Here is a 12,301-nt window from a genome sequence, read left to right as displayed (position 1 = left end):
TGACCCTCTTGCGTTACAACCAGGGGGCGGCGGTCGGCCCGTGGTGCAGACCCAGCTTCCAGACCCGGCCAAAGTGCTTGTAATGACCGGCCGCGACACCGGCCTTCTCACCCATACCGTGGTAGAGATCGAGGTGGCCCTTCTTCACCGCGCCCCCCACATCCAGCGCAATCAGCAGCCGCAGCTGGTGCTTGCCGGTCCAGTTGCCCTCTTTGTCCAGCTGCGGTACTTCCGCGAGGATGGGGGTGCCCATGGGCAGCAGAGTCTTATCGGCAGCCACCGCCGCCATCGGCAACAGCGGAATGCCGGCGGCCCCCACCACGTCGTTGGTGGGACGGCGCTCGAAGAAGACATAGGAGGGGTTCTGCTCCACCAGCTCCTTCACGCTCTCTTCCGGCTGACGATTGGCCCACTCCTTGATGGCCTTCATGGACATCTGCTCCTCGGGCACTTCGCCACGGTCGATGAGCACCCGGCCAATGCTGACATAGCCGTGGCCGTTCTTGCCGCTGTAGCCGAGGTACTGCAGCCGGTCGTCATCGCCGTAGTGAACGAAGCCGGAACCCTGCACGTCCATCAGGAAGTTGTCGATGAGGGACTTGCTGTAGCCCAGCTCCAACCCCCGGTTGGCCAGCGCCCCCCGGTGGATCTCGGCCCGGCTCGGGCAGCGACCGCCGCAGTTGGGCATGGCATAGATGGGATACTTGTACTGGGCGTCCGGGCGATGGCGCACCTCCAGCACCGGCGAGTAGTAGCCGGTGAAGAGCACGTTGCCCATGCGGTCGGCACCGCCAAGCTGCGCCAGGCTGATGCCGTACTGGGTGATATGGGCGGGATTGCCCCCATTGGCGACCCAGCGTGAGAGTTGACGGTAGAGCTCCCCATAGCGGCTCGCCATGCGGCCGGAGCGTTCCATCACCATCCGGCTCTGGGGACCGAACTTGCTGTAATCGGCGCGGGCGCGGCTGTTGATCCGCTCCACCCGCACCAGATCCCCCGGCAGGGCACCATCCAGATACTGCTTGCCCAGATTCACAGGGATCTCGCAGTTCAGAAAACATCCGGATTCCGCCTTCTTCTGGGGCACCTTGACCGGTTCAGGGTTGCCCGCACAACCGGCCAGCCCCACCACGGCGGCGGCCAACCAGTACGCATGTCTATTCATATGTCCTCATATAACACCGAGTGTCTTGCACGGCGGGGAAGATGCCAAAATTGCCCGGGGAAAGCAAACGCCTTCACGCCCCTGACGACGGATTTCTCCTGCCGTGATCTTCTGGGTTATAACAAGGTGACAAGGTGTGAGAGGTCATAGATGGAACAGCTCGAAATCTTCCCGCTCCAGAGCCCCTGTGTCGGGGTCTGCGAACTGAACAACAAGGGGTATTGCAAGGGATGCCTGCGAAGCCGCGAGGAGCGTTTCAACTGGCTTGCCATGACCCCTGCCCAGCAGCAGGAGGTGATGCGCCTGTGCCGCAACCGCAAGGCCAGGGTCGAGGCCGCTCGCCGCAAGGCCAGGGTCGAGGCCGCTCGCCGCAAGGCGCAGGCCGCAGAGGCGCAGGCCGCAGAGGCGGCCGATCCGCCGCCCCCGCCAGGCTGGGATTTTTAAATCCCACGTTGCCCCTCCCCCCAACAAGAAAGGCGGCCCCAGGGCCGCCTTGTCATGAAGAGTGTGTCACGCCGTGACGCCCTCAGGCGGTCGCCAGCTTGGCCTGCTCCTCGCCACGCTTGAGCATGGCGTAAGCCACCCCGGTCACCAGAGAACCGGCCGCGATCGCCAGGATGTACATCATCACATGGCTGATGGCGTTCGGGATGAAGAGCACGAACAGACCACCGTGGGGTGCCACCAGCTCGCAGCCGAACAGCATGGAGAGCGCACCGGTCAGGGCACCGCCCGCCATGCAGGCCGGGATGACGCGCATGGGATCCTTGGCGGCAAACGGGATGGCACCCTCGGAGATGAAGCACAGACCCAGCACGAAGGAGGCCTTGCCCGCTTCCTGCTCCGCCTTGATGAACTTTCTGCTGGCCAGGAAGGTCGCGATCCCCATCCCCAGTGCAGGCACCATGCCGGCGGCCATGACCGCTGCCATGGGGGCATAGGTCTTGGAGGCGAGCAGGCCGACACCGAAGGCATAGGCCGCCTTGTTGACCGGGCCACCCATGTCGAAGCACATCATGGCGCCGATGATGACACCCAGCAGCACGGCGTTGGCAGAGCCCATGTTGTTGAGGAACTCGGTCATGGCGTTCATGATGCCCGCCACCGGGCCACCCACCACGTAGATCATCACCAGACCGGTGAACAGGCTGGCAAAGAGCGGAATGATGAGGATGGGCTTGAGGGCTTCCAGGGTGACCGGCAGGCGCACCTTGTCACTCAGGAACTTGGCGCTGTAACCGGCGAGGAAGCCGCCGACGATGCCGCCAAGGAAACCGGCGCCGAGCGAGCTTGCCAGCATACCGGCGATCATGCCAGGCGCCAGACCCGGACGGTCGGCGATGGAGTAGGCGATGTAGCCTGCCAGCACCGGGATCATCAGGGCGAAGGCGGAGCCGCCACCGATCTTCATCAGGGCCGCGGCCAGCGTCCCCTCTTCCTTGAACGCTTCAATGCCGAAGATGAAGGAGAGCGCGATGATAAGGCCCCCCGCCACCACCATGGGCAGCATGAAGGAGACGCCGGTCAGCAGGTGCTTGTAGGGGCCCGCCTTCTCCTCTTTCTTGACCGCGGCCGCGCCGCTGTGGCGATAGATCTTCGCCTCGGTCCAGGCCTTGTCGAGCTCGGCCCGGGTTTTCTTGAGCGCCGCCCCCGTGCTGGTGCGATAGACCGGCTTGCCGTCAAAGCGCGCCATGTCCACCTCGATGTCAGTGGCGAGGAACACCAGATCGGCGGCGGCAATCTCGTCCGCCGTCAAGGCATTCTGGGCACCGACCGAGCCCTGGGTTTCGACGCGGATCTGGTGACCCAGCTGCTTGGCCATGGTCTCCAGGGCCTCGGCCGACATGAAGGTGTGGGCCACCCCGGTCGGGCAGGCCGTCACCGCCACGATGCGCTTGGCACCGCTGGCCGGTTTGGCAACCACAGGTGCCGCCTCATGGCGATAGACGCTGGCACCGCTTCGCGCGGCTTCCAGCAGGGCAGCGGGATCCTGGAGCGCCAGATCCATGTCGCCCCGATAGAGCGACTTGCCGTCATAGGCGGCCAGATCCACCGGTGCGCTGGCAACGACCAGCACCAGGTCGGCGGCGGCAATCTGTTCTTTCGAGGGAACCTGACGGGGCTGCACACTGGAGTCGACGTCGAGGGTGAGCTCCCAGCCAGCCAGTTTGGCCTGCTGTTCTATCCGTTTTGCAGCGAGAAAGCTGGTGGCAATGCCCGCCGGGCAAGCCGTAACCAGAATTGCTTTCATTGGGCATCTCCTGAGTTAGCCATCAAATGGGGTTGGGGTTGAGTCGGTGCCAGATCATCCAGACGCTGTACGCGCACCTGCTCGAGTAACGGTTTGAGGACATTGATATCGTTGAAGCCGACCGCGACCTGGCTCACCGCCAGTGCCGAGACGGCGGTGGCCAGACGCAGGGTCTGCTCCGGCGTCCAGTCCAGGCTCATGCCATGGACCAGGCCCGCCACCAGGGAGTCGCCGGCACCCACGGTGCTGACCACCTCCATGCGCGGCGGAATCGCCTGCCAGGTGGCATCCGGTGCAAACCAGATGAGGCCGTCCGCACCATTGGAGATCACCACGTTGGGGATCCCGCTTGCCTGCAGCGCGCGGGCGCACTCGGCCTGCTCGCTCAGGGTCTTCACGGGGCGACCCGCCCACTGGCTCAGCTCTTCCAGGTTGGGTTTGACCAGGGTCGGCGCCGCCTTGATCCCTTCGCTCAACGCCGCGCCGCTGCAATCGAAGATCACCTGCTTGCCCTTGGCCTTGAGCAGACGGATCAGATGGCCGCAGTAATCGGGGGCCACCCCTTTGGGCAGGCTGCCCGCCAGCACGAACCAGTCAGTGTGGGGAGCCAGTCGCTCCAGCGCCGCTTCCAGGGCGCTGACATCGCCTTCCTGCACCGCGAGTCCCGGCAGATTGAGATCGGTCACCCGGCCGGATTGTTCGGAGATCTTGACGTTGATCCGGGTGTCGCCCGCCACGCGCACGAAGTGATCGGCAAGGGCACGCTCCTCGAACAGGGAGACGAAGCTCTGCTGGTTACCCTCGCCGAGCCAGCCGGTCAGGCCTACGTCACGGCCGAGATCTTTCAAGACCATGGCGACGTTGATCCCCTTGCCCGCGGCGCGCAAGTTGGCCTCGCTCACCAGATTGACCTCCCCAGGGTGCATGGCCTTCAGACGGGTGGTGAGATCGAGCGCGGGATTGAGGGTGATGGTGACGATGTCCATCAGTGCGCCCCCTCGCCAAGGCCCGCGGCAATGGCTTCGCCAATGCCCTTGAGGGCGGCTTCGGCATCCGCTCCTTCGGCGCGAAACGCCAGACGATGACCGCACTTGACCCCAAGCCCGATCACCTTCATCAGGCTCTTGGCAGAGACGGCTTCACCGCTGCCATCGAGGTTGGCGACGCGGATGTCGGATTCATACTCCTTGGCCACCTTGACCAGCATGGCGCCCGGACGGGCGTGCAGACCGTGGGGGTTGATGATGGTGAAGGTCTCGGACAGCCCGCTCGCCGGACCCGCCTGCAACATGGCAAGACCGTCGCTGCCAGAAAGGGTGGCCAGCTGGCCGGCTGCGGCCAGCTTGGCCAGATTCTCGAGTTGCGGCAGATGGCCGCTATCTGCGGCACACAGCAGCAGCAGGGCGCTGACCGGCAATTCACCGACGTTCAGCGGGGTGCTCGGGGTGGCCAGCACCCAACCGGTCTGGGCCGCTTGCGCACGGGCCAGCCAGATGCCCTCCCCCAGGTGAACAGGCTGACTGGCCAGGAGGGCGCTCACCATGGCGGCGTCTCCCCAGCCTGCGGATTTGGCGCGGGCCGCAGCCCCCAGCAGCAACTGGTCCTGGTCGTCGGCCGGGAAGTCCGCCAGGGTCAGGTATTGCACCTCTTTGGCGGCAGTCGCGCCAGTCAGGATATTGATGATGGTCTCTTCGTCGGTCGCCCCCTTGAGCTGGGCTGCGGCCTGCTCGTCACCCAGCACGTGGGTGAGCTGGCGCAAAATGCCCAGATGCTCGTCGGACTTGGCGGCGATACCGATGGCGACATAGGCGATCTGCCCCTCGTCCCACTCGATGCCGTGGGGGAACTGGGCCACCATGACGCCGGTGCTCTTCACCAGATGACGGGTGTCCGTGGTGCCGTGGGGAATGGCGATACCGCTGCCAAGATAGGTGGCGTGTTGCGCTTCCCGCGCCAGCATGCCGTCCACGTAACCTGCTTCAACCAGACCGGCGTCGGTCAGTTTGCTTGCCAGCAGGGCGATGGCGTCCGCCTTGGTCGTCACCGATTGTCCCAGCAGGATTTGCTGTCGCGCCAACTTCAACATAGAGATTCTCCATCAGGTCCGGCTTCACCTCGCGGCGTACCGGCTCAACTCAACTCGATTTTTGGGTAACTTGCCTGCTGACAATAGACGGTGATCTCTCGCTTTGGTGAGCCGGAACCCATTTCCAAGTGCAGATAATCATCCGTTACTGACAAGCTGAATCGTTTCACTTACACTCAGACTGAATCGTTTCAGCGCATTGTTCAAGATCCCGCAGAAAGTACGTTTCAATGATATGATCCCGCGCACACTTTTCGGCGCCCCAACCAGGAACCGGCGCGGGCCTTGCAACTCAAACAGAGCCAACATGATGAAACTGGATGAAATCGCCGCGCTGGCCGGTGTCTCTCGCACCACCGCCAGCTATGTGATCAATGGCAAGGCCGATCAATACCGCATCAGCCAGGCAACCCGCGACAAGGTGATGGCCGTGGTCCATGCCCACAACTATCAGCCGGACAGCCGCGCCGCTTCCCTGCGCGGCGGCCAGACCCGCACCCTCGGCTTCATCCTGCCCGACCTCGAAAACGCCAGTTACGCCAAGCTCGCCAAGCGCCTGGAGCAAGGGGCCCGCACCCAGGGATATCAGTTGCTCATCGTCTGCTCGGAGGACGATCCGGACACCGAAAAGGAGCTGGCCCGGATGCTGGTGAGCCGCCATGTGGACGCGCTCCTGGTGGCAAGCTGCCTCCCCCCGGCGGATCCCTTCTACCTGGAGCAGCAGTCCCGGGGCGTGCAGATCCTCGCCATCGACCGTGCCATGGCCACCGAGCACTTCGTCACCGTGGCGAGTGAAAACCAGAAGGCGAGCCTGGACCTCACCGCCTCCCTGCTCACCCCGGCCATCGGTCATATCGCCTTGATCACTGCACTGCCGGAACTGACGATCAGTCAGGAGCGAAAAGCGGGCTTCGAACAGGCCATTGCCAGTCACAGTGCGACCCGCCACCTGTGTGAAGGGGCCCACTTCTCGCGCACCGAAGGGTATCGCCTGATCAAGACGCTCCATCAGCAGCTCGGCCAACTGCCCGAGGCGCTGATCACCACCTCCTACATCCTGATGGAGGGGGTGCTCGACTACCTGCTGGAGCAGGAGGCCGACATGAGCCAGCTCGCCATGGCTACATTCGGGGATGACCGCCTGCTCGATTTCCTCCCCTTTGGCATCAACTCCCTGCCCCAGCAGCACGACGCCCTGGCAAGCCAGGCCCTGACGCTGGCCCTCAAGGCGGTCAATGGCGACTACCAGAGCGGCCTGCACTATGTGAGCCGTACCCTCAAACGCCGCCGCTGACGCGAAACGGACGTGCCGAAGGCGACCACGGTCGCCTTTGCGTGTTTTTACGCCATCCACTCCAGACAACTGTCATCATTTATTTCCACACAAGCGCCTTTCACAGTAGAACCTTCGCTCACTCCCGCTTGTTTTCGATATTTTAATCGGCTAACGTGGCAACCCTGTTTTACAATCTGCGGCTGTTCGTAACGATGTCTCCACTCCGATATTGCTAGCCTCCGGCTTTTCCCCGGAGGCGTCTCCCGACACAGCCAACTGGCTCTCTCTTGTTTGCAACAGCGCCCTCACTTTCGGATGGATGACATGAATACCAAGACCCTGGGTTGTACCCTGTTGATTGCCGGCACCACCATAGGCGCCGGCATGCTGGCCCTGCCGCTGGCCTCCTCGTCCCTGGGCGGCCCTGCCACCCTGATGCTGATGATCGGCCTCTGGGCCCTGATGGCCTTCACCGCCATGCTGCAGGTGGAAGCCAGCCTCAGCACCGGCAAGTGGTACCTGCACCAGCTGGCGGATCACCTGCTAGGCCCCTGGGGCAAGGGCATCGCCTCCTTCTGCATCCTGATGCTGTTCTACGCCCTGGCCTCCGCCTACATCAGCGGCGGCAGCAGCCTGCTGGCCCAGGCACTGGCCGATGCCGGCCTTCCCCTCGGCCAGGAGCAGGCGGCCTGGGTCTTTACCCTGCTGTTTGGCGGCATGGTGTGCGTCGGCACCAAGCAGGTGGATTACCTCAACCGCCTGATGTTCACCGTGAAGCTGGTGATCATGGTGGCGGTGCTGGCGCTGCTGCTGCCCCGCGCCCAGGGGCAGCACCTGCTCTCCATGCCCCTCGGGGAAGGCCTGCTGCTGGCGGGCCTGCCGGTCATCTTCACCTCCTTCGGCTTCCACGGCTCCATCCCGAGTGTCATGCTCTACCTCGGGGACAACCCCAGGCAGTTGCGCCGGGTCTTCGTGTGGGGCTCCGCCTTGCCGCTCGTGCTCTACGTACTGTGGCAGGTCGCCATACTGGGGCTGCTGGGCCAGCAATCCCTGATCCAGACCGGCGGCGCGCTGGATAGCCTGCTGGCCAACGTCGGCGGCCTGGTGAGCTGGCCCGCCTTCAACCAGGCGATGCATCTGTTCGCCGATCTCGCGCTCGCCACCTCCTTCCTCGGAGTGACCCTGGGACTGTTCGACTTCATGGCCAAGGTGACCCGTCGCAAGGACAACTGGCAGGGCCGCACCCAGACCGGCCTCATCACCTTCGTGCCGCCCCTGCTGTTCGCCCTCTACTTCCCGCAAGGCTTCATCATAGCGCTCGGTTACGCCGCCATTGCGCTGGCGGTGCTGGCGGTGCTGCTGCCGGTGGCCCTGGTGTGGCAGAGCCGCAAGCAGGCCGAGGCGCATCACTACCGCGCCCCGGGCGGCGTGCTGGCCCTGGGCCTTGCCGGCGCCATGGGTGTACTCATCGTCGGGGTGCAGATAAGCGTCAGCATGGGATTGCTGCCCGCGCTCTGATCTCCCCGACCCGACAAACAGAAACGCCGCAAAGAGACACGCCCCGCCAACCCAGTTGGCGGGGCGCTTCATTGGCACGGTCTCACTTGGCCGACCCGCGCCCCTCCTCGCGAAATCCATCCAATAATGAACATTTGAGTGCAAGCATGTATAGATATGTACATGACTGCGCCCCTGCCCTACACTGCTTAGCAGACAACCCATGATCCCGTGCCCGTCTGGCACGCCAACCCGGGAGGCAACATGGTCGCCACCGCATCTCTTGCCCGGCAACAGCCCGCCGTCGATCCCAGCAAGGCCCTGCCCGTGGTGTTTCGCATCATGGACAAATGGCAGTGCAGCACGGATGAACAGCTCAGGCTGCTTGGCATTACCTCCCGCTCCACCCTGAACAAGTACAAGGAGGCCAGCGGCGGCATTCGGCTCAGCGCCGATCTCCAGGAGCGGATGAGCTATCTACTCAACATCCACAAGAGCCTGCGGCTGCTGTTCAGCCTGGATGAGAGCATCTATGGCTGGGTGCGCAAACCCAACAGCCACCCCTTCTTCGCCGGGCGCAGCGCCATGGAGGTCATGCAGGGTGGGCGGGTGGCCGATCTCTACGAAGTGGCCACCCGGCTGCACGCCTGGCGCGGGGAGATGGCCTGATGTCCTCCCCGCCCTTGCGCGCCTTCCACAATGCCTGCGCCTATCGCATCATTCCGAGCCGCTTTCCCCCCATCTGCCTCTATGAAGACGTCGCTACCGCCGACGAGCTGGAGGCGGTCTGGGCCGTCGAGGCCCTGACCAACGACAGGCTGAGGGAAGAGGCGGGCGAGCTGATGCGGGTGCCCAGGGAAGACTGGCTGGTGGGGCTGCCCGGCGGCAGCTATGTGATGGCCGCCTTCACCCACCTCAATCCCGAGGGTGCCCGTTTCACCACGGGGGACTTTGGCGGCTACTATTGTGCCCCCTCCCTCGACACCGGCATCAAGGAGACGGTCTACCACAGGGAGCGGATCTTCGGGTACACCCGGGAGCCGGCCCAGAAGGTGCAGATGCGGGTGATCCAGGCGCAGTTCAGCGCCAGCCTCATTGACATCACGGGCCCGGCGTTTCTGCCAGGCCCACTCTATCACGCCACCGATTACGGCCCCGCCCAGGCCTTCGCCCGGGAGCAGAAGGTCGCCGGGGCGGACGGCATCCACTACCGCTCGGTGCGCCACCCCGGTCACGACTGTCACGTGCTCTATCGCCCCCGTCTGGTCAACCGGGTGGACCACGCCCGTCATCTGGAGTACCACTGGAGCGGCGAGGCCATCACCCATGTGCTGGAAATCCGCCTCTACGGTGAATAGCGTCTACCAGGACAAAAAAAGCCCCGCCAGATTGGCGGGGCTTTTTGTATCAACCGAACAGTGGGGGAGCCTGGTTCCCTGGCCGCTTACTGGTTGTGGCTGGCGCGACGGGGACGACGGGCCTGGGCCGGCTTCGCGGCGCCATCAGCCGGACGCTGACCACTCTGGGGCTTGGGCTTGCCACCGTTGCCGGAGCGATTACCGCCGCCATTGCCACCATTGGCAGAACGACCGACACCCTGACGCTGGCCCTGACCTTGCGGACGCGGCGCACGGCGCTGCTCGCTCGGATCGCGCGGCTCTTTGCGAAGCGGCGCGCCGATGCCACGGGCGATGTTGTCGAGGGTCTCGCGGGAGGCTTCAAAACCGGCCACCTGCTCGCACGGAATGTTCTGCTTGGTCAGCCGCTCGATGGCCTTGATGAGCTTGCCTTCATCGGCCGCGACCAGGGAGATGGCGTGACCGGCGGCGCCGGCACGACCGGTACGGCCGATACGGTGCACGTAATCTTCCGCCACATTCGGCAGCTCGAAGTTGACCACCTGCGGCAGTTTGTCGATGTCCAGACCGCGGGCGGCGATGTCGGTCGCCACCAGCACCTTGACGCTGCCATCCTTGAAACCGGCCAGGGCACGGGTACGGGCACCCTGGCTCTTGTTGCCGTGGATGGCGGCAGCGCTGACGCCGTTCTTGTCGAGGGTCTCGGCGACGCGGTTGGCCATGTGCTTGGTACGGGTGAACACCAGCACCTGCTGCCAGTCGTTGCTGGTGACCAGGTGGCTCAGCAGGGCAATCTTGTTGGCCTTGTCACAGGGGTGCACCAGCTGCTCGATACGCTCGGCGGTGCTGTTGCGCGGGGTCACTTCGATCACCGCCGGGTTGTCCAGGAGGCCAGTGGCCAGCTCACGAATTTCGTCGGCAAAGGTGGCGGAGAAGAGCAGGTTCTGGCGCTTCTTCGGCAGCAGGGCCAGAATGCGGCGGATGTCGCGGATAAAGCCCATGTCGAGCATGCGATCCGCTTCGTCCAGTACCAGGATCTCCACTTCGTCGAACTTGACGGCGTTCTGGTTGTAGAGATCCATCAGGCGGCCCGGGCAGGCCACCAGCACGTCCAGACCACGGCGGGTCGCCATCATCTGGGGGTTGATGCTCACGCCGCCAAATACCACGTGGCTGCGGATCGGCAGGTGTTTGCCGTAGTTGCGCACGCTCTCGCCCACCTGGGCGGCCAGCTCGCGGGTCGGGGTCAGCACCAGGGCACGGATGCGATTCGGGGAGACCTTGCGCTTGCTTTCAGTCAGACGCTGCAGCATCGGCAGGGTAAAACCTGCGGTCTTGCCGGTCCCGGTCTGGGCGGCGGCCATCAGATCACGGCCAGCCAGTACCGCCGGGATCGCTTGTTGCTGAATGGGAGACGGGGTGTCGTAGCCTTGCTCGGCAACGGCACGCAACAAGGGTTCGGCCAGACCGAGGGAAGTAAAACTCATAGTTACCTGCTAGGGATAGGGGCGCCAAAGATCGTGGTGGGGCTCCTCTGCTGAGCCGATGCCATCTCACAGGATCCGGGCCTATAGAGAAAACAACGATTTCCCCGGGGAGCAGAGCAAAGGGGAAAGAATAGAGGCGCAGTCTAACGGAGTTGGCGCACTTAGACGAGGAAAATGTGATGCATCTCCCAGCGCGGCTGGAAATAGCGACAAAGGCAGGACAAAATGGCCCGAATCGCCGTATGTATCAAAGCCCCTGCACAGCCTGCGGGGGACGGCGCGATACACGGAACAGGAGGTTTTGATTGAAACGGAAGTTCACCCCCACCGCCCGGCGCATGCTGGGCCTCGTCTTGCCCCTGCTCTTCGCCCAGCCCCTCGTCGCCAGGGAGACCCTGTCGGTGGCCTGGAGCCACTGGCCCCCTTTCAGTCAAATCGCTGCCGACGGCACCCTCGGCGGACTGGACGTGACCCTGACCCGCCAGATCCTGGGCAAGGCAGGCGTGGAGCCCGCCTTTCGCAACCTCCCCTGGGCCCGGGCCCTCTACCTCATGGAGCGCCAGCAGCTGGACGTGGCCATGGGCGCCCTGAAAACCCCCGAGCGGGAGCGGTTCGCCCGCTTCTCCGCCCCCTATCGGCGCGCCAGCTTCGTGCTGCTGAGCCAGCGCCCGCAGGCCGGGGAGCCCGACAGCTGGCAAGGGTTCACCGAGCTGGCAACCCTGTGCCAGGCCAAGGGGCTGCGACTTGGCAAGCTGCGGGGTACCCGCCCCCTGCCGATGAACGAGGAGTGCCCTGCCCTCGGGCAGGCGAGTGAATACAACAGCGATGACAGGCTGCTCACCCTCTTGCTGGCGCGCCGCCTCGACGGGGTCATCATGGAGTGGCAGTACGCCCGCTACCGGCTCGGCCAGCTCGGGGCGAGCGATGCCATCCAGTGCCAGGTGCTCTTGCACCAGCAGCCAGTGCGCCTGATGTTTGCCAAAGAGGCCGTGAACGATGAGGCGCTCGCCCGCATCGATGCCGCCATCGCCGCCCTGCCCTCACCGGATCCCGCCTTTGCGCCGCCCCGCTGCCGCCTGGATGCAACCCGGACCCCATCGCTCTCGACGCCATCGGCCCCCTGAGGCAGGCGCCTACACCGGAAAAAATCCATGAAAAAGGCGACCCTGGGGTCGCCTTGT

11 protein-coding genes are annotated in these 12,301 nt (G+C 64.3%); 6 read left to right on the top strand and 5 right to left on the bottom strand.

Features of this window, described 5'->3' with window-relative positions:
* Nucleotides 1–13 precede the first annotated feature (13 nt).
* Nucleotides 14–1,165, bottom strand: coding sequence for a murein transglycosylase A (mltA, locus tag BGO64_RS13460; protein WP_286700831.1), 1,152 nt, complete (start codon nt 1,163–1,165; stop codon nt 14–16).
* A 150-nt stretch (nt 1,166–1,315) separates the two neighbouring features.
* Here mltA and BGO64_RS13455 point away from each other — a divergent pair, with 150 nt between their 5' ends.
* Nucleotides 1,316–1,609 carry a DUF1289 domain-containing protein gene (locus tag BGO64_RS13455; RefSeq protein ID WP_286700830.1) on the top strand — a complete coding sequence of 98 codons (294 nt, stop codon included), beginning with the start codon at nt 1,316–1,318 and terminating at the stop codon, nt 1,607–1,609.
* Nucleotides 1,610–1,691: 82 nt separating this feature from the next.
* Here BGO64_RS13455 and fruA read toward each other — a convergent pair whose 3' ends face one another.
* Genes fruA through fruB form a run of 3 tightly spaced genes read right to left on the bottom strand, consistent with a single transcriptional unit; the run spans nt 1,692 to nt 5,502 of the window.
* Nucleotides 1,692–3,416 (bottom strand): PTS fructose transporter subunit IIBC, encoded by a 1,725-nt coding sequence (fruA, locus tag BGO64_RS13450; RefSeq protein ID WP_286700829.1) that lies wholly within the window; start codon nt 3,414–3,416, stop codon nt 1,692–1,694.
* The gene (gene pfkB, locus BGO64_RS13445) at nt 3,413–4,402 is read right to left on the bottom strand and encodes a 1-phosphofructokinase (protein WP_052816231.1); all 990 of its coding nucleotides are present in this window, start codon (nt 4,400–4,402) and stop codon (nt 3,413–3,415) included. The genes fruA and pfkB overlap by 4 nt, the downstream gene beginning before the upstream one ends.
* Nucleotides 4,402–5,502: a fused PTS fructose transporter subunit IIA/HPr protein gene (gene fruB / locus BGO64_RS13440; RefSeq protein WP_010674822.1), complete on the bottom strand. Its 1,101-nt coding sequence runs from the start codon at nt 5,500–5,502 to the stop codon at nt 4,402–4,404. Before fruB ends, pfkB begins: the two co-directional genes overlap by 1 nt.
* 307 nt (nt 5,503–5,809) lie before the next feature.
* Between fruB and cra the strand changes: the two genes are divergently transcribed.
* The 4 genes from cra to BGO64_RS13420 all read left to right on the top strand — a co-directional run bounded on the left by cra (nt 5,810) and on the right by BGO64_RS13420 (nt 9,633).
* A complete protein-coding gene (cra, locus tag BGO64_RS13435) occupies nt 5,810–6,796 on the top strand; it encodes a catabolite repressor/activator (RefSeq protein WP_010674823.1) in 987 nt (328 codons plus the stop codon).
* Nucleotides 6,797–7,102: 306 nt separating this feature from the next.
* Nucleotides 7,103–8,296, top strand: coding sequence for an aromatic amino acid transport family protein (locus BGO64_RS13430; RefSeq protein WP_286700828.1), 1,194 nt, complete (start codon nt 7,103–7,105; stop codon nt 8,294–8,296).
* 243 nt (nt 8,297–8,539) lie between these two features.
* The gene (locus BGO64_RS13425; protein ID WP_182721605.1) at nt 8,540–8,944 is read left to right on the top strand and encodes an antitoxin Xre-like helix-turn-helix domain-containing protein; all 405 of its coding nucleotides are present in this window, start codon (nt 8,540–8,542) and stop codon (nt 8,942–8,944) included.
* Nucleotides 8,944–9,633 carry an RES family NAD+ phosphorylase gene (locus tag BGO64_RS13420; protein ID WP_247631738.1) on the top strand — a complete coding sequence of 230 codons (690 nt, stop codon included), beginning with the start codon at nt 8,944–8,946 and terminating at the stop codon, nt 9,631–9,633. The genes BGO64_RS13425 and BGO64_RS13420 overlap by 1 nt, the downstream gene beginning before the upstream one ends.
* 86 nt (nt 9,634–9,719) lie before the next feature.
* On the opposite strand, the gene BGO64_RS13415 is transcribed toward BGO64_RS13420, so the two are convergent.
* The gene (locus BGO64_RS13415) at nt 9,720–11,120 is read right to left on the bottom strand and encodes a DEAD/DEAH box helicase (RefSeq protein ID WP_247631737.1); all 1,401 of its coding nucleotides are present in this window, start codon (nt 11,118–11,120) and stop codon (nt 9,720–9,722) included.
* Between the two features lie 305 nt (nt 11,121–11,425).
* Between BGO64_RS13415 and BGO64_RS13410 the strand changes: the two genes are divergently transcribed.
* Entirely contained in the window at nt 11,426–12,244 is an 819-nt protein-coding gene (locus tag BGO64_RS13410; RefSeq protein ID WP_410488804.1) for a substrate-binding periplasmic protein, read from the top strand.
* Nucleotides 12,245–12,301 lie beyond the last annotated feature (57 nt).

Origin of the sequence: Aeromonas sp. 62-46, assembly GCF_001898585.1 — a bacterium.
Classification (GTDB): domain Bacteria; phylum Pseudomonadota; class Gammaproteobacteria; order Enterobacterales; family Aeromonadaceae; genus Aeromonas; species Aeromonas caviae.
The sequence above is the reverse complement of the archived record's forward strand: the minus strand, read 5'-3'. Positions and strand labels throughout refer to the sequence as shown.